The organism is Ruegeria sp. (assembly GCF_028066395.1).
In the GTDB taxonomy this organism is placed as follows: Bacteria; Pseudomonadota; Alphaproteobacteria; order Rhodobacterales; family Rhodobacteraceae; genus Ruegeria.
On the sequence record NZ_JALCBM010000053.1, the window covers coordinates 1 to 18,855 of the forward strand.

An 18,855-nucleotide genomic window follows, 5' to 3' on the forward strand; every position below is an offset into this window, starting at 1 on the left:
GCCAGTCCAGCGCTGTTCCAAAACGCGCAGCTTTCCACGCCGTCACATAGAGCAGATCGCGCTCATAGGCGCGCAGCGTATTGACAGAGGTGCCGCGCACATAGAGATCGGTCAGCGCCTCCTGATCCTCGGTGGAGAGGGCAGGGGAGGGGGTGGGCAGATAGGGGACGGGTGGGGTCATGGGTGCCATCCTGCGGCCATTTCTACGCAAAATCAACCAAACATGATAAGCAGTACTTATCAGAGGTAATGAAGAGTTGAGTACACAACAATAGTAGAGAGCAAAAGTAGAGAGCAAAATACATATATTTTGATCACTAAGGAGATAGAGGCTCTGCTCTTGAACGGAAAAGCGCTTGATTTCATGCTTTCGGAGCGCCCAAACAAGCCAGCCGCAACGAAGCTCTTCGCCCGCGCGCTTGAAGTGAACGGTCTCCTAGGTAAGATCGTCATCGACAAAAAGTGTGAATAATGCGGGTAAAATGATAGTAAAGTCTATTTTTAAGCAGAAAAAGCCTTTTCGCAAACTTTTAGCGTCTCTGATTGGGATAACGCCCTTTTGTTGAAAGCGCCCTGTACTACACTCAGACCAAGCCTAACTCGGTTAACGCCTCGGAAGCTCCCCTGGATAGCCTTTTTGTCATGCGATACCTTTGATTGGCCCAGCGGCGCTGTTTGTGGTTGCTGCAGCGAAGGTGCCACTACCTTTCAAAGGTTTTCCTTGACCTATTGTGAAGGATGCTGTGACCATGCACGGATGACGATTAAGCATGTTTAATATAGATGGCGCGGGAGCACGTCTTCAAAACGCCGGAAGAACGCTACAAGGCCGCTGATTTCAAAAGCGTTCTGCCCAGCGGCGATCTTGAATTTCATCTCAAGACCCCGCTTGAAGGATCCAACGAAGTCCATGTGCGTATCGGGCTGGTCTCTGACATTGAGCTGGCAAAAAAGGGTAAAGAAGTTTTTCTGATCCGCAAGTCCTCTGCTGGCAATTGGCAGGCGCTAATCTGTTCACCAAGAGACAATCCTTGGACAAATGGATTGTTCCTTAAGGAAGGGGTGGTAAACCCGCTGCTGAAACGGGGCAATCTCCTGATCTCGGGGCGGGTGCAAAGTTTCATTACGGATGCCATCGCTATCATGGATGCCACTGTTGGCGGTGAAACTGTCGAAGTCCAGTTGAGGCTGGAAAGCCTCCCTTTTGTCGAGCCGGGTGAGGGTATCCGTGACGTTTTGGTCGAAAATGACCTTGTCGAAGGCTACGGTCAGGTGCCCGACGTCGAAAACTTGCGCCTGCCTGTCGATGTGAAAACCTGGCAAAAGACGCGGCGCCCTAGTTGGGAGCTGCAGCCCTCGCAACAAGGCGAGATCGAAACCAGTCTGGCTAGTGCAGATCAGGGCAGCTACGACCTCGAGGGCAAGTGCTTTCTTCTGATCGATGATGACCGGATCATCGTCGAAGCGCTGCGCGACAATCTCGAAATGTACGGAGCCCGGGTGTTGCTGGCCCATGGACAGGCGGACCGTCCCTTATTGGACGAGGCCTTTGACGGGCTGGTTGAGGCGCCTGATTTCATCCTTCTAGACAAGCAGTTGGAAGGAAACGAGGACAGCGAAGCGGTGATCGTCGCGGCAATCAAAGCTTTTCGCGAAGACAACCCGCTGACACAAGTTTTGCTTATGACTGGGGATCTGAACTGGGGGCAGAATTTTGCCGCTGAGAATGGCTTTGGCTATATGGCGAAACCCTTTCTGGTCAATCAGGTGCTGGAATGGGCGGCGCATCCGGAACCTGCTGAAAAAGTCGAGTTTGAGTTTGCTCAACGGCAAGCAGAAGAGCTTTTTGCCGTTGATGCCAAGACGAAGGAAACCATCGAAAAAACAAATGCGGTGCTGCAGGAAATCTCGGAACGCAGCTACGGGGTCTATGGTGGATTGTGGTTCATCGAGACTTCAAGCGGCCGTTTTGAACTTCGTGCCAGCAGTGACAATCTGGGGGATAGGATACCCAAGGAAGTTGAGACCAACCTGGCCCGATCGGTGGTCGGGCGTGCTCTGACGAACGGTTACGGACAATCTGGGGTGCTCCCCGAGAATGATCCGTTTCAGGAGCTGAAGTCAACGCACATCGACTTTCCAAGACGGTCACACTATTGTGCCTTCCCTCTGAACTTCGAAGATCGCCCAAACCGCGTCATCGTATTCTTTTCGAGCCAGAGTTTTCCTTCAGGTTTCCTGGACGACCTCGAAACTCGCCGTTCGCATTTCGAGTTGTTAATCAGCACCATTGAACATGCCGAAGAGCTGGATGAAATTGCCACCTCTGCATCGCTTGGTCGTTTGGCGTTGGGCTGTATGCACGAAATGCGCAACAAACTGACCCAGATGTTCATTCTAGCCGAAGATGAGGCCTATACGCCTGAGCGTCGACTCAAAATGATCACCAACAAGCATTTCCTGGAATTGCGCACCATGGCCGTGTCGCGGCTATTGGAGTTCAACCCCAAACGGGAGCATGTGCTGAACCTAGATATGCTTCTAAGCGATGTCTGCGCCGAGATGCGTAGCTATTTCCGAACCCGTTACGTGCCCTTAGGTATTCCAATCGACCTTAATACCCGCGGCATCGAAAATACGGTGCTGAGCCTTGACCCGACCCCGCTGGAACGCACGATTATCAATCTCATGGAAAACTCGGCAGAGTTCATGAAACGGGCGCAGCAGCGGCGGATAGGGGTCACGGCTTATCGGGCGCGGTGGGACACGGAAAGACCGATCCGCATTCGTGTGGCTGACAACGGCACGGGTATTTCCATCTTGGATCAGGCGCGATTGTTCAAGCCGCGCAGTTCAACGCTTAAGTCGACGGAGGGCGGCGTCGGACTCGGTCTGTTTATCTCGCGCAGCCTTGTGCGGTCCATGGGGGGCGAACTCACCTATGTTCCGGGGCCGCGATGGGGCGGTGCTATTTTCGAAATATCTCTGCCGGAGAAGGTAGGCTGAGCGTGAAGAAGATCCTTGTCGTCGATCACAACACCGAATTTTGGGAACTCTTTGCCGGACAGTTCAAACAGGTCGGTCTCGATCTTACAGTTGTCTCCCCCGAAGAGATCACGTCGCTGGATCAACTGCGTGCGGCAGATTTGCTGGCGATTCAGCACAACATGCCTGACCGCTCACTGGTACCGGATACCCTCACCAGGCATTTCAATAACATTGATCAGCCAGAGGCCCCTCTCAAGTTTATTGAACTGAACTTGCGCACCAACCTTGCAGAGGCGCGCCAAAGATGGTCCGAGGTCGAGGCCTTTTTTGAAGTCACTGGCGTTATGCCCCCCTATGCCAAGCCGCAGGATTTTGCGAAGCTTCTTTCGGATGAAAGTAGCCCTGCCAAGGTCACCAGTTTCGACCTGTCGACGATTCCATTACCAGCGCGGTTCTTCGCCAGTCCGAATGGCCGCCCGGTCACCACCAACAAGCTCTGGACATGGCGGGCTTCTTTTCCGGAGGGCAAACCGGGGGACATGGACAAGTTGAGCTTCCGTTCGCCAGAGGACGAGAGTGACTCTGGGCATATTCTGTCGGAAACGACGACGGAGGGTGGCATTCTGCAGGTAGCATCTCCGCTGCACATAGTTCCCGGGCGAGGGTTTGAGCATGAACTGAACAGGCTGTTTGTCTTCCTGCGCACCCTGCGTTTCACAGAGATGCGCTTTTTCCGCCTGTTGGAGGTCAACGGTGAGGGCGTATCTGACATATTGGAACTGGCAGAAAGCTACCCCCACAAGCTTGGGGATCAGTTCAAAGACGAAAAGGACATCCGCGCAAAAGCGCAGCGCGCAGCCGCAAAGGTCATGGAAATTACTGGGAGCGAGCAACAGATCCTGCACTGGGTGGCACACGCGCCAGATGACGCGAACCATAATGCCGCCAAGAATGTACAAAAGGGTGCAATTCCAAAGTTGAGGTTCGAGGTGTGCGAGACCGTGCAGACCGCTCTGCATGAGCTCCTGACGGAGATCAAGGCCAAGGGCGTGGCCATTCGTGAGGGTGACAAAGATTTGGACACTGAGCCTTTGTACCAAAGAACTATCATGGTGCAAAATGGCGAGCCTGACGAAAGCGAGACTAGTAAAGCCAGGATTCCAAGTGTTGAATTCATACGGGAGTTTCTTGATCTGCAGTCGCAAAAGATCCTTTTGGTGCCGATCAGCGGACGGACACGTCACAGGATCGTCGGGGTACTCGCCCTCTCTGCTCAGAGTGACGGGTTCGACATGGCCAAGGCAAACCTGACCCGCTCCAAACCTATTGTCGAAGACTATTTCAACCGCCTTCGGGCGATGATCGATCAGGCCGTTACTGAGCGGCGCTACAAGACGAACAAGATGGCAGAGTTGTTTCTCAGATCCTGGTACGATGGCAAGAACGGCGCTGCGCAGTCAAACGGCGAAGAAGGGCGCACAAGAAGTTTGCGCCTGCAAACCGGGGTTCTTGGGGAACTGTTGCAGATCACGGGATTTGATCTGGCGGTTCTGGCTTGGCGACGATTTCAGAATACAGACCCGACGATCCACGCCGCCGTCTTTACTTCGGGCATCTATACCAAGCGAGAGCGGCGGGGTTTTGAGAGCTTGGTGCAGGAGCAAACCACGGTCCACGAACTCAAGACTCCCGCTCTATTCAAGGCGCTAGAGTCAGGCGGGATCGAGTATTTTCAGAACGGAATCGACAAACAACTGGACCGGTACAATGCAGGTCGGCCCCGTATTGCAATCCCGATCAAATTCGGTGGCGAGGTGCACGGAGCAATCGGATTGAGCGTACGACATGAAAGGTTCCGGTATCTCGAACGGGATGTGGATCAGGCGCAGCGTTTTATCGCCCAAGTGTCGCCGGCGATCCATTTTCTTGAACAGGAACAGGCGTTTTCAGACGCTAAATTGGCAACGGACCATGAAATTCGACGGGCGCTGACCAGCGCCAAGCGCCAATGCAAGACTATCGAAGATTCTCTTGTTGACGAGCCTGGGCAACAGGCTTTCGACATGCTGGCCTGGTATCTTGAGGATGCTAGCACGGCAGCCGGAGAAAAGAACTTTGACGATACACCTGAAGAGGTCGATCTTTGCCTATGCATGAGGTCACTCGCGCGAACCTCGATGCCCATGGCCGAGATGTTCTTCAAACGGCTTGAAACTAACATTCCGGAGCAATCCGTCATGGTGCGGGTTCGTCCATCCGTTGTCAGGTTCACGGTTCGGAACTTGCTGTCTAACGCGTTCAAGTTCGGCGTGCGGGGGCAATTAAATCGGCGTGTCACTGTGCGCTTGGAGCTGGTGCGAGAGGGGGACTACGCTGTCATTCGGGTTTTCAATTACGGCACCATCACGGATGAGCAACTCAAATGGGCCTTTGTGAAGGAAGCTGTCGCATTGGGGCGGCGAAGCGCCGACGGATCACATATTGCCTTGGCACTGGCGAAGCAAGAAATCGAGCAGGACAAGGGAGCCATCGCGCTGGCAAGGGATAACAGCACAGGGCGGAAGAGAGTCGTCGCCACGCTCAGGTTCCCCATTGTTGACGGAAAGGACAGTTAATGAAACGCGTTTTTTGGTTGGAAGACCGTGTCGACCAGATCAGCGAGATTTTGATGGATTTCCACGGTGATCCGAATGCCGAAATTTCTCATGCTTATGATCTTGCCCAGAGCATGGAGTTTCTCAGAACCGGGAAGCCCTACGACCTGGCCATTGTTGATGTCATGATTCCGGCGGCCGCGTCGCTTCCCAAGGAGTTACGTGATTTAGCGGATAAACATGGTATTCACCGGGCCACGGAAATGGGCGGTATTCTTTTGGCGGAATGGTTGTTGGTGAACACTACCTGCGTTGTTCGGTTGCATACGCAATCCATAGAAGGTGAATTGGTGCGCTATGAGGAGTTGAGGAAAGAATACCCAATGCAGATCGCTTATTGGTTAAAAGACCAGGTGACAACCGAATTTCTTCGCCAAACGCTAGGGCTGATTGAATGACACTAGAGTTCTGGACACTTATCGTGCTGTTTCTCCTTGGGTTGTTTGTCAGCGCGCTTTCTCCTTCAAAAAAGTCCTCGGAAGAGACTTTTCGTCGTCACATAACTGTCGGTATTCTTTTTGTTTTGGTGGCGTTGAGCGCCACTCTGCTGACCAGCGAAATAATTCTTTTGGACACCGGAGGTGTCGGGGCCGAGGGGCAGGAACCAGCGTCGCCAACGACGGGGGAAGACAACACCGCGATAACGGCCTTTGAGGCGATAACGGCCTTGGCCATTGGCTTGATTGGACTTGTCATCACAGGAATGACAGGCATGGCGCTCGCTGGTGCTTGGCGTGCAATGGATGAGGCCAACCGAGCTGAGGAGGCAGTTAAGAAACTTCAAGAAAAGGAACGCGATCTCGAACAACAGATCCTCAAGCACATGGTGCAGTTGCAGGCGAAGGAGTTGCTTGCACGGGATTCTCGCAGCAAGGGCTACCAAATGTGGGATCATTTTCTGAGGGCAAGGGTGCTTCAAGAGAGAAAAAGTATTCTCGGTCAAATCGTCGAAGATGACGAACAACGCAAACAAGTACGCGGGGCCATGATATACGAAGGCAAACAATATCTAGAACACCTGATGCAAGACACGCGGGACGATTCGTTTCGTGAAAACCTGGGCAAGCTACTCTATGGGTGAAAGTGGTTCTGAAGATGTAGACACCGCCGCTGACCTCGATGTGCCATTGTCGGTTTGCAAACTATCCAATTTGGAGGCTACTTGGACGTGTCGCGGTTTGATGCCGCTCCTTTGATAGCATTTATTGCAGCAAAGGAAACTGGCTATGGGAATGAAACGGACGGACGAAAACCGTGCTGATGCTGTGCGGATTGCACTGACGAGCGGGCTGACACGCAAACAGGTGACATCGGATTTGGGCGTTGGCCTTTCGACGCTGAACAAGTGGATCACGGCGCATCGCGACAAAGATGTTTTGTCTGACAAAGACCTCGACCTTGCCCGTGAGAATGAGCGGCTTCGGCGTGAAAACCGCATCCTCAAGGAGGAGAGGGACATCCTAAGAAAGCAACGTAGTTCTTCGCGGGCCAAAAACTATGAGGTACAGCGCGCACGTTAAGTACAGCGCGCACGTTCGCGTCGATGGACGACGATCTGAAAGCACAGATCGAACAGACCATCGTTTCGGATAATGAACTCGCTGATACTGCCGAAATCCTGGGGTCGACCCCGCCGCCAACACAATGCTGATCGTTGAGATGCCTGAGCTGGGCTACCTCTCGAGAGAACAGGCTGCCGCGCCACGTTCTGTTCTAGGCCACCCTTGTCGCAAGCCACCACAACCCGGTCCTCAAGCCCTTCGCGGATCGCCTCCGAGCAGCTGGTAAACCACACAAGGTCGTCACCACCGCAGTCGCTAGAAAGTTCGTCACAATTGCGAACGCGCTGTGCAAATCATGGCAAAAGTCGAACGCTCAGCATGCATGATAAATACAGTTGCTAGCCAGACACGTCACTATCTTCTCCTGAACCACCGCGGCTCCCGTCGCGGCCTAGGCTGGAAACGTTCGGTTTTTCCTGATCGCCGGGTTCAGCGTAGATATAAGCGCGGCCCCAAGGGTCAGTCAGACCGTCCTCGCTGTCGAGATATGGCCCAGCCCAAGAGGGATCTCCTGGGGGCGCGGTCACGAGAACGCTGAGGCTTTCGGAATTGGTAGGATAGCGACCAGTATCAATATAGAACAACTGCAGCGCACTGCCGATTTGCTGGACCTGCAGCTTAGCCGTTTCCGACTTGGCGCGTCCCAAGTACCCAATCAGCCTGGGGCCAGCGACTGCAGCAATCATGGCGATGATGGACAGCACAATGAGCACTTCCAGAATAGTGACGCCGCTGCGCGCATGCCACTCATGAGTCCTAGGCTTCATATACTGCCTCCAAGCAAACAGACACTCCAGGCAGAGAGACAAAGAAATGGCCCGAATGCAACCTTTGATTGACCAATATCGCCAATTGATGTTGAGCGCACGACAGCCAGAATGCTGAGAACCAACAGCCCGGCAAGTGCAGCTGACAAAACGACATAGATTGTTCCATAAGCCCCGCACCACAGCCCGATACCAGCCATAAGTTTGACATCACCAAAGCCTAAGCCGTGAACACCACGTGTTTTCAGGTAAAGTTCAGCCACAATCCAGAACATCAGAGGCCACAAAATTCCCCCGACAATTCCGTCCATTAGAATAGAGTGCGGACTGCCATACAGCGCAAAAACCCCAGACAACGTCAAAATCAGCACAGCCAAATCAGGGATTTCAAAAGTGAGAAAGTCCCATACGCTGATCCAGATCAGTAACACCGCAAGTAACGCTGCAGACCAGCCTAGCGGTATTGATGTGATAGCCAGCAGGCCATAAACCAGAAGGTGAATGAAAATGAGCCTGAAGGTTTGCATATCCAAATCTGATAGGGAGTTGTGAAGATGGTTGCAAGCGGTCGACGCAGACAAGGATTTGCCCTCATCGTCGTGTTGTCGACTCTGAGTATCGTGGCTCTGCTTTTTGCAATCACAAGCAGCCGTTTTCTAGCCAACCTGAAAGACAGTGAGGCTGAATTGATACTCGCCAAACGTCAGCAGGAAAATCAGGCCTTGGCAGAGTTGGCGCTTGGGGTGTTCCACCAGCAGTCAAATCAAACTGACCCGCAAACTCCTTTGACGATCCGGCAAAACGGTCGCGAACAGACACTGGTATTGCAGGATGTGGGTGGCCTCGTCGATTTGAACACCGCGGCGCCTGATCTGTTGAATGCATTGTCTACTTCGCTTGGCGTTCCGGATGAGGCGCTAGAACGTTTTCGGGACTGGAGGCGAACCCCATACAGGCTGCAAAGTGTGGTTGATTTTGCTCGGGTTTCGGAAGTTCCGTATGAAGTTGGGTTGCGTTTGAAGGAGTTTGCGACAGTCCATTCTGGTCGTTTTGGCATTGCGTCTGATTTAGCGCCTTTGGGGCTGATCGAGCGCTTGAGGGTGGCCGCGCCGCGCGGCAGCGTGCAGGGTTTAGAGCTTCCGGTTTCCTGGCAGACGCCTGGGTCGGGAGTTACGTTCAGAGTGGACCTTTGGGAGGGCGGTCGTTTTGTGCGTTCTGTTGGTGTAATTCACTTTGGCGGTTCTGCGTCTGGCAACCGCATTCTTGAGTTGTATTGAGTGTGCATAATTGATGATTTGGGTTGTTCTTCTATGGTTAGAAAAAATCTGTTGCAAAATCATCTTTAGGTAGTACGTTTTCAAAAAATCGTTATTAAAACGAGGGATACGGAATGGGTATTTTGCACCGTGCTTTTTGCGCGACGACTTTCTTTTGTGTCGGCTTTTCCTTTTCAGCCTATGACGTCTCTGCAGAGACCGCCCTTCCGATAAAAGCCTTAGCCGGTGAGACGATCACGCTCGACCCTGTGGATGGGGTTACACTCCCGGCCGGGCCTGTATTGCAGCCCTCTTGGACCTGGATTGACCGCCCGGCTGCCAGTGTTGCCGATTTCAACGACGCAACTGTGTTGCGACCTCAGGTGCTGGTCGACATTCCGGGTACCTACCGGGCGCGGGTTTCCTTCACCGATGCATCGGGTGCGATTGTTGCGACCTCTGAAGTTGTGTTTGGCTCGGACAATCTGCCGCCGGTCGCGCGCGTGCGAGTGCGCGGAGTACCGGATGGCTCCAGCCCGGTGACGCTGGATGGCTCTGCCAGTTTTGATCTGGAGGGCGATGCCCTCAGCTACAGCTGGGTCATCGAATCCGCACCTGCAGGCAGCGCCGCACAACTGTCGGGTGATGGACCGCTTTCGGCCATTTCCCTTGATCTGGAAGGCGCGTACCGGGTCGCGCTGACGGTGCAGGATTCGACCGGGGCTGTTTCCGAGCCGGATTATCTTGATCTGCGCTATCTGCCGAACAGCGGCACCACTGATGTTTATCGCCTCAGCTACGAGGTAAATCAGACGGCTACGGCAGGTGTTGCTGATACGTTCGATCTGGGGGAACGCGCCGCGACCTCCGGAACACATGACAGGATTTCGGGCTTTACTCTGGGTGATGGCATTGGTGCTGTTGCCGACACACTAACCGTGACTTTGAATGGCGTCACATATAGTGCGAGTAGCTCGGCCGAGTTCCTTGCACTTGTCGATGCGCTGGAGCTTGATACGGATACAAACACCAACGCACGGATTTCGCCGGACCCGGCCCAGTCGGATCTGACCTTCATTTTCGGCAGCGCCGGAGGGTCGGTAACGCTGACCGGCCTTGTGGGTGATACGCTGACCCGCGCCGATCTGGAAGATCGTGGTGTAGATTACTACGAAGGGGTCGGGGGCCGCGTTGTGGCCCCTGTTCCCTCCGCCCGTTTCGATCAGTTGCATGCTGAGGTCGGCGTTCCTCTAACCATTGAACCTTATGCGTCGATCGACATTGATGGCGATGTCCTGGTGGCGGACGCTGGGATTCTGGTTGCACCGACATCATCGTCGCCACAGATCAGCACGGATATCGACGGGCTGTCGCTTGTGACGGTGGATCAGCCGGGTGATTATCTCTTCGCCCTGGATGTTGCTGACGGAAGCTTCTCCGCACAGGATCATGTGCTGGTCGTTGCCGGTGCAAACAACAATCTGCGACCGGTTGCACGTATCGCACCGGTAACCTCGGCGCAGGCCGGGGCGACCCTCACGCTTGATGGGTCGCAAAGCTACGATCTGGACGGGGACTTTATTCAGCACAGCTGGGCGCTGATTTCCGCACCGGCGGGCAGTACAGCAGAACTGGGCGCCGAACAGGCAGGTACGGTCGTGCTGACACCCGACCTGCCCGGAGCTTATGTCGCGCAACTTAGCGTCGAAGATGATGCTGTTGCGGGTATTCCTGAAACAGTTCTGATCACAGTGGGCTCGCCGCTCCCGACGGCCAATGCAGGTCGGGATCGACTGGCTGGTGACCTTGGGCAATTGGCTCTCGATGGCACGTTGTCTTCAGGAAACAATCTAACTTACTCTTGGTCTTCTCTGGGGCTGACGGCAGATGGTTCGGACCTCGGCATTGATGATGCCACTTTGGCATTGCCAACAATTGGGCTGGAAACACGGCATGGCCGGTTCCGGGATGTCATCCGGCACAGCAGCGTCTATCACATCAAACGCCCGTTTGATCACGATGACGATGATTATGACGACCGTACGCACAAAGGTCGTGATGATGACCGTGATCATGATGATCGTGGCCAAAAGGACTTCTCTTGCCGTTTCGACACTCGCCAACCGGCAGACCTTGGCGGATACCCCGGGGAACGGGTAAAGATTTCGCTGAAGAGTCGAGGCGGGCTTTACCCGCGCGATGGATGGTCTCATGGCGGTCATCGCGATGATGACCATGACGATGATGATCATGGCTACGACAAAAAACGCCATGGCGGCAAAGGAGACCGCGATGACGATAATCATCCCGGTCGCTCACACTGGCAAGCCGCGTCGATTGTCTGGGAAATCGAGAACAAGCAGACTTACACACGGGACGTCACGTTGCAGGACAGTGATGGCGTGTCTTACGGCACCTGGACCGTTCCCGGCCGCACCTCGCTGCATGTGACGACCGACAACATCGGCAAGGCGCGCATGTATGCCTATGTCGATGGCGTGGTGCGTGACACTGAGCGTGCGAAGAAGAACCCCTTCAACCGTAACAATCCGGTTTGTACCGGCCATGGATCTGGTGTCGTTCAGTTGATCGTGTCGGATGCTTCTGGCGTTTCTCTTGCGGATACGATTTTTGTGGGCAACACCAACCTGCGCCCGGTTCTGGAGGCCGGATCGAAGATTTCTCTGCTTTCGGGCCAGACCGTTGATCTGAATGCCTCGGATTACAGCTATGATGGCAACGCTGACGCGCTTACATATGGCTGGTCTCTGATCTCCCGCCCATCCGGCAGCAATGCGGATATTGGTGCGCCGATTGTGCAGGGTGAGGCTCTGACGTTTGCACCGGACCGGGTCGGTACCTATCTGCTTCAGATCACCGCAGCCGACGATGCCATGATCGCCGAGCCCTCGGTGGTGATGGTTGAAGTAGTGAATTCGCCGCCGGTCGCGGCCGTGTCGGGCGATACCGAAGTCTTTGTCGGGGATGTTGCCACGATCAGTGCGGCTGGGTCGGGTGACCCCGATGGCGATGCGCTGTCCTATGTATGGTCATTGGTCTCCGCTCCGGATGGAAGCACGGCAGCTATCGCCGGGCAGGGGCAGCCATCCATCACTTTCACGCCGGATCGTCGGGGTGATTACGTTTTCAACCTGACCGTGTCGGATTATGAGTTCGACAGCGCACCCGTCAGTTGGACCCTGACCGCGCCAAACCGTGCGCCGGTCGCCCTTCTGGAAGGCCCCGACCAAGTCGCTGTGAGGCAGGAGGTGATCTATTCTGCTGCTGGCTCAAATGACCCGGACAATGATCTTCTGACATTCAGCTACGCGGTGACCACAAAGCCTGCTGGCTCTGATCCGTTCTTCGGGGATATTGGGAATAACGAGGCAGGATTCTTCGCGGACCTTCCAGGCGATTACGTATTGGAGGTCACTGTCTCGGATGGGGTGCTGGACGCCACGCACACGCTTGCGGTCAACGCCAGTGCCCTGAATGCGGCACCCGTTCTGGGACAGTTGCGCGACAGCTATACGGTCGAACTGGGGCTGGAACTGGCGCTTGATCTTGAGGGCAGTGACCCGGATGGCGATCCCATCAGTTTCTTCGCTACGCCGCTGCCGCTTGCAACGGGCGTCACGCTCGACGGCAACAATGGCGAGGTTCGGTTCCGCCCCGAGACCGGGCAGCTGGGGACCTATACCTATACGGTCGGTGTGTCGGACGGGGTTCTGACCGACGAGGCAACCCTGACGATCGAGGTGGTGGAAGCCACTGCCGGAGATACCGCCATTAACGGGCGCGTGCTGGACGCCACTGATTTCGCAGCTGGTACAATCACGCCGCTGGCTAATGTACCAGTCCGTCTGCGCGATGCCGCTTTGATGACCACGACAGATGCGGATGGCTCTTTCAGTTTTGGTAGCCTGATCGCAGGTTCTGATCAGGTTGAAGTGGATCCCTCGGCTGATGGTGGCCCGGGCGGCTATCTGGGTGCAACGCGCCCGGTCACCGTGACTGAGAACCAGGATCGCGATATTTCCCCTGACTTCCTGCTTGTACCGCTGACGGATGGTTGTGCACCCATTGTTGCAGGGCAGGCAACGACATTGACCGGCGCTGCGTCGGGGGTGACGGTGTCAATTCCCGCGGACTCGGTCCAGGACGACACTGGTGCTGCATACACGGGCGAGGTTTGCCTCGGCTCCCTGCCGCAGTTGTTCGACCACGCCGGTTTTGATGAGAATACTCAGGCTTGCCGCATTTACGCACTGGATGCGCCCGGGGCTATCTTCACCCAAGGCATGACCATCACCGGGCCGAACCTGGACAACCTGCCGGAACAGACCCGGCTGGAGATGTGGCGGGTCAATCAGGCGAATGGGCTGTTCCGCCGTACCGCCAATGCCGCCGTGGATTCCGGCGGGGCAACGGTAAGCGGGACGCTTTCCGGGGTCTCCAACAGCGCCCTTTTCACCTTCCTGCCGCAGGCGCCGCAGACCGTTGCTTCGACGGATCAGCCGACGGGCATGAAGTATCTGACCCCGTTCGAAGGCGACAATGCCACCAGCTACACCCTGCCGGGTTATACCGCCTTTGGTGAGGCGCAGCAGATCACACTCAGCTATCACAGCCAGGCCGCCAACCCGACTATTATCGTGGCGGGTGATGTCACCATTGCGGACGATGCTTCGCTGCCGGTGGCGTTGCAGACGCGTATCGAAGCGGGCGGGCTGTCGGTCAGCGATGGACGCAGCTGGACGCCACGCCAAGGTCTGGATGGCAGCACTCCTGCCTTGGTCGGCGAACAGGTCATCCTGCGACAGTCCATGCCGGTTGACGGGTCCGGTCTGACCTCCGGGCGCTATGCGTATCGGTTCCACAGCAAGGCGATGTATGAATGCTCGACCGTCGGCAATACGCATATGGCCGAGTTTTATGTCCAGAATGAAACCGACAGCCCCTATGGCAAAGGCTGGGCTATCGAGGGTCTGCAAAAACTGGTTCAAGGCCCGGATGGTAAAGTCTCGATCATCGACGATGACGGTGTCACCACATTCGATCCCGAACCCACCCTGACCGATTTCGAAGAAGACCCGCTGGTATTCCCCGCCGTGGGAGCCGACCCTGGAATCGCCGCAGGAGATCTGGACAATGACGGCGATCTGGATGTGGTCTTTGCAGAAAGCGGCACAGGTGCGATCAACACCATCATCAATTACGGTGGCAGGGATTTTCGCGCCGAGGGTGTCCTGCAAGTCGCACAGCCAAGCGCTGTACCCCAAACCGGAACCTATCCGCCTAACCTGGCAGCCATAGCATTGGGGGAACTGAATAACGAAAAAGGGATTGATGTCGCTTACGGGCTCCGCGATGCACGCGGCTATGGCTATGTGACAAATGATGGTTTCGGGACTCTGATTGATGAGTTCCAGCAGACAGGCCTGCGTGGTCTTGTGCTTGATGTCGCAGTTGCCGACATCGATCAGGATGGCTTTGACGACATCATTTATGGAACATATTTTGGAACGCTGTTCAGCTCGGAAGACGAAGTGAGTGTCAGTTATGGCGGAGCCGATGGGCGCACCGTAAACCGGATTTATAGCCGTGATTTCGGTGGAGACGTGCCACTACAAGTTCTGACAGGTGACATTGATGGCAACGGTTTCGTGGATGTCGCGTTCCGGTCACGTGAAGGTGTCAACTTCATTTTTAACAATGGCAATCGCAGCTATACGGCACGGAGACTACGTGCCGGGAATGGCGGTGTTTTCTTGCTCGGCGACTATGCGCAGCTCGTAGATTTTGATGACGACGGTAAACTCGATATCGTCTACAGCACTGTCAACGATCTGCAGGTCCTCAGAAATACCACTGGACAGAGTTTCGCTGCCCCTGTGACTCTGGCCCGTCCGCCAGCGGCAGATGCGGCCCTTAGCGTGGCCGTCGGAGATGCGAATGACGATGGCCTTCCAGATCTGATCGCATCCGGGCAGGGGCAGGTTTATGTATACCACGGCAATGGCGACGGGACTTTCCAGCCGTTCGAAACCGGCCTTGTTGATTACGGATTCGACGTTGTAGATTTCGTTGATATCAATGGCGACGGCAGCCTGGATTTGCTGTCCACACAACGTTTTTCGGCCACGATACATTTCTCCAAGCCCTCCGCGTCGGGCAAGTTTGTTTCGGGGCAGGGTGATTTCTCCACGCTCGAGCGCCTTGATGATGGCACCTGGCAGCGGCGCTACAAGGATGGCACCATCATCGTCTATGATACCAATGGGCTGCAAACGGCCGAGGTGGATCCGCAAGGCAACCGTAAGGAGTACGCCTATGGTGATGACGGTCGCCTCGCGACGATCACCGATCAGGTAGGTGGCGTAACCAGCTTTACCTATGAAGCCCAGGGACGCCTGGAAACCGTCACTTATCCTGATGGTCGTGTCACGGCGTTCGAGTATGACGACATCGGTAACCTCAACGAGGTAACCGAGCCCATAGGGTCCAAAGTCAGTTTTGCCTATGACGAGAACGGGCGTCTGGTTTCAACAACCAACCAGAACGGTAACACCACCAGTTATTCTTATGATGCTGTCGGTAACCTGAACGGCGCGGTACTGCCCGATGGTTCAAGCGTGGCAAATCAGGTGGCGTCGTCCTTGGGACTGATTGACGGTCTGGGTAACGCGGCCCCTAACCCGCTGGTCTATGTGGCCCCCGAAGACCGGGTGACCACTGTTACCGACCGCAAGGGGCAGATCACAGAGGTGATCGTCAACCAGTTCGGCTCGGTCATACAGACCACCGATCCTCTGGGTCGGGTGACAAAGATCGAACGGGATGATCAGAACCTGGCGGTTCGGGTTGAACGACCCAGCGACAGCGCCCCGGGGGGCGTACGCATAGACACCGTCACCTATGATATTGTCGGCAATGTCGAGACGATGACGGAAGCTGTCGGCACCCCGGCGGAGCGCACAACCTCGTACACCTATGAACCCACTTACAACAAGGTCCTGACCATGACCGACGGGGACGGGTTCACCATGTCCTATACCTATGACGGGTTTGGTGAAGTGACGGGTATGACCGACGCCGAAGACGGTGTTCGGGCATACACCTACTCCCCGGAAGGCAAGCTTGCGACCCGGACGGATGAGAACGGCAATGTCACATCCTTCACCTACAATGCCGATCAGAACCTGGACAGCACCACCTATGCAGATGGCTCGGTCACACAGATGACCTATGATGCGGCGGGCAACACCACCGTCATCACCGAGGCATCGGGGTCACCGATTGAACGGCAGGTGCGGCGCAGCTATGACAGCCTCAACCGCGTATTGTCGGTCGAAGTGACCGGCGCGGACGGTGCCAATATCGGCGGAGTTACGGAATACACCTATCTGCCCGCCGGCAACCTGGACACCGTGACTGACCAGACTGGTCTTGTCACCTCGATGTATTACGACGGGCTCGAGCGGCTTGTGGCCATTGATGATCCGGCCGAGGGTCTGATCGAACGTGTCTACAACGAAGCAGGTGAGGTGGTTCAGCACATCAACGGCGACGGAGAGACCCACTCCTACACCTACGATGAAGTCAGCCGCCTGACGCAAACCACCGACCCCGAAGGCTATGTCAAATCCTTCACCTATGACAACCGCGACAACATTGCGACGGTGACCGACGGGCGCGACGGTCTGACCAGCTTTGCCTATGACACGCTGGACCGGATGACCACCCGCACCAACCCGATCGACGAGACCATGACTCGGGCCTATGACAATCGGGGCAACCTGACCACGCTCACCCGTGAGGACGGACTGGTCGAGACGGCCAGCTATGACGGGCTCAGCCGCCGCACCCAGGTGGTGACCCCCGACAATACGCTGATCTATGGCTATGACCCGCGCAGCAACCTGACGCTGGCCGCCGACGATGACAGCCGGGTCACCTTCACCTATGACACCCGCAACCGGGTGGCCACCACCACCACCGACGGCACCGTCGGACCACAGCCGCAGGTTACCCTGACCTACAGCTACGACCTGCTGGACCGCCGCACGCGGATGGAGGACAGCCTCGGCGGCGCGACGGACTATGTCTGGGATGCCGAAGACCGGCTGACCGATCTGACATCGCCCTGGGGCAGTACCTACAGCTTCGGCTACGATGACGAAGGCCGCCGCACCGCGCTGACTTCGACCAGCGGACGGGCGACCAGATATGCCTATACCAATGGTCTGCTCTCAGCGCTGACCCACGCGCAATCCGGGGTGACGCTGACCGATCTGGAGTACACCTACGATCCCGACGGCCAGCTGACGGCAATCCTCGACCGGCTCGACCCGGCGCAGTCGAAGCACATCTCCTATGATGACCTCAACCGTCTGGTGCAGGTCCGTCAGGGCATCCCGCCCATCGACGGCGGTGTGCCGGTCCCGATCGAGGATTATGCCTATGACGAAGAGGGCAACCGCACCTTCTCGACCAATTCCGGCGGGTATGAGAGCAACGCCCACAACCAACTGCTCGAGGATGACACCTACCGCTACGCCTATGACGCGCGCGGCAACCGGATTAGCCGGACAGAGAAAGCCACCGACGCGGTCGAGACCTATGCCTATGACAGCCAGAACAGGCTGATCGGATACGGCTCGGACTCGAGTACGGCGGCTTACGCCTACGACGCACTCGACCGGCGGATTGCAAAGACGGTTGGTGGGAATGGAACAGCTTACGTTTACGACTATTCGACAGATGATCCTCTGGCGCACGACGATATCACTTTGGAATTCGACACCAGTGGACCTGCAACACTTACCCGACGCTGGGCACATTCGAACGCGGTGGACGAACCAGTCGGGTTCGAGGAATACACATCAACGTCCGGTGCAGGGGCCGGGTCGGAGCGCGCTATGTTTGCAGACCGGCAAGGCTCGGTTCTTTGGGTGACTGATCCTGCAAGCGGCAGCGTGGTCGCATCCTATGAGTATGATGGGTACGGGCAAGTTGCCCAAACTTTCGGGGCGTTGATGCAGCCCTATGGATACACAGGGCGAGAGTACGATCTTGAGACAGGGCTCTATTACTACAGGGCACGAGTCTATGATCCAGCCACTGGAAAGTTCCTACAAATGGATCCAATCGGATTCGCGTCTGGGTCGCACAACCTCTACACGTACGCTAATCGAAACCCTTTTAATTTCAATGATCCAGACGGTCTTACGGCAACATCGCCAAAACTCGTAGTTACTGCTGGGGCAGTGGCAGAGGCAATGAGCGCCACCGCGCATGTCGGGGTTGGGCTTCTTGGAGCGATCGGAAGTATAAACCGTGTTTTCCATTTAGCTAGCAACGTACTCGCAATGGCTGGCATCGGCCACAATAACCCGCCACGAGAAGAGCCCAGTGAAGAAGAGAAACAAGCCTGTTTGGATATCTACGATGCAGCAATGGACGCAGCTGGGATGAAGTACGGGATTTGTAAGCAAATTGCGGAAACCGAACCTAAAGCAAGTTCGCGAAAAAGGTTGCTTAACCAATGCGGCCGTCAGTATGGTTGGGAGAAGGAGCGTGCGGCTGAAGACTTGGCTGCTTGCCTCGGCGGTGAATAGAAGGA

8 protein-coding genes and 4 pseudogenes are annotated in these 18,855 nt (G+C 55.7%); 9 read left to right on the plus strand and 3 right to left on the minus strand.

Annotated elements, in window-relative coordinates; all coding sequences use genetic code 11:
* Positions 1-181 (minus strand): annotated as a pseudogene (locus MPJ51_RS15720) (integrase); the annotation flags it as partial.
* Between the two features lie 165 nt (positions 182-346).
* Between MPJ51_RS15720 and MPJ51_RS15725 the strand changes: the two are divergent.
* From MPJ51_RS15725 to MPJ51_RS15755, 7 genes and pseudogenes are all read left to right on the plus strand, one after another.
* A pseudogene (locus MPJ51_RS15725) lies at positions 347-460 on the plus strand (IS6 family transposase); the annotation flags it as partial.
* Between the two features lie 323 nt (positions 461-783).
* Positions 784-3,006 carry a hybrid sensor histidine kinase/response regulator gene (locus MPJ51_RS15730; RefSeq protein ID WP_298388644.1) on the plus strand — a complete coding sequence of 741 codons (2,223 nt, stop codon included), beginning with the start codon at positions 784-786 and terminating at the stop codon, positions 3,004-3,006.
* A 2-nt stretch (positions 3,007-3,008) separates the two neighbouring features.
* Positions 3,009-5,603, plus strand: a complete 2,595-nt coding sequence (locus MPJ51_RS15735; protein ID WP_298388646.1) for a hypothetical protein — start codon at positions 3,009-3,011, stop codon at positions 5,601-5,603.
* Positions 5,603-6,040 carry a hypothetical protein gene (locus MPJ51_RS15740; RefSeq protein ID WP_298388649.1) on the plus strand — a complete coding sequence of 146 codons (438 nt, stop codon included), beginning with the start codon at positions 5,603-5,605 and terminating at the stop codon, positions 6,038-6,040. The genes MPJ51_RS15735 and MPJ51_RS15740 overlap by 1 nt, the downstream gene beginning before the upstream one ends.
* Positions 6,037-6,723: a hypothetical protein gene (locus tag MPJ51_RS15745; protein ID WP_298388651.1), complete on the plus strand. Its 687-nt coding sequence runs from the start codon at positions 6,037-6,039 to the stop codon at positions 6,721-6,723. Before MPJ51_RS15740 ends, MPJ51_RS15745 begins: the two co-directional genes overlap by 4 nt.
* A gap of 145 nt (positions 6,724-6,868) precedes the next feature.
* Positions 6,869-7,148: pseudogene (locus MPJ51_RS15750) on the plus strand (transposase); the annotation flags it as partial.
* Between the two features lie 232 nt (positions 7,149-7,380).
* Positions 7,381-7,530: pseudogene (locus MPJ51_RS15755) on the plus strand (IS110 family transposase); the annotation flags it as partial.
* Between the two features lie 12 nt (positions 7,531-7,542).
* On the opposite strand, the gene gspG reads toward MPJ51_RS15755, so the two are convergent.
* Together gspG and MPJ51_RS15765 are read right to left on the minus strand one after the other, a co-directional pair.
* A complete protein-coding gene (gene gspG, locus MPJ51_RS15760) occupies positions 7,543-7,971 on the minus strand; it encodes a type II secretion system major pseudopilin GspG (RefSeq protein WP_298388653.1) in 429 nt (142 codons plus the stop codon).
* Complete coding sequence (locus tag MPJ51_RS15765) at positions 7,968-8,498, minus strand: A24 family peptidase (RefSeq protein WP_298388654.1); 531 nt, start codon at positions 8,496-8,498, stop codon at positions 7,968-7,970. The genes gspG and MPJ51_RS15765 overlap by 4 nt, the downstream gene beginning before the upstream one ends.
* 27 nt (positions 8,499-8,525) lie before the next feature.
* Between MPJ51_RS15765 and MPJ51_RS15770 the strand changes: the two genes are divergently transcribed.
* Together MPJ51_RS15770 and MPJ51_RS15775 are read left to right on the plus strand one after the other, a co-directional pair.
* The gene (locus tag MPJ51_RS15770) at positions 8,526-9,248 is read left to right on the plus strand and encodes a hypothetical protein (RefSeq protein ID WP_298388657.1); all 723 of its coding nucleotides are present in this window, start codon (positions 8,526-8,528) and stop codon (positions 9,246-9,248) included.
* A 113-nt stretch (positions 9,249-9,361) separates the two neighbouring features.
* Complete coding sequence (locus tag MPJ51_RS15775; protein WP_298388659.1) at positions 9,362-18,850, plus strand: RHS repeat-associated core domain-containing protein; 9,489 nt, start codon at positions 9,362-9,364, stop codon at positions 18,848-18,850.
* The last annotated feature ends 5 nt before the right edge of the window (positions 18,851-18,855 follow it).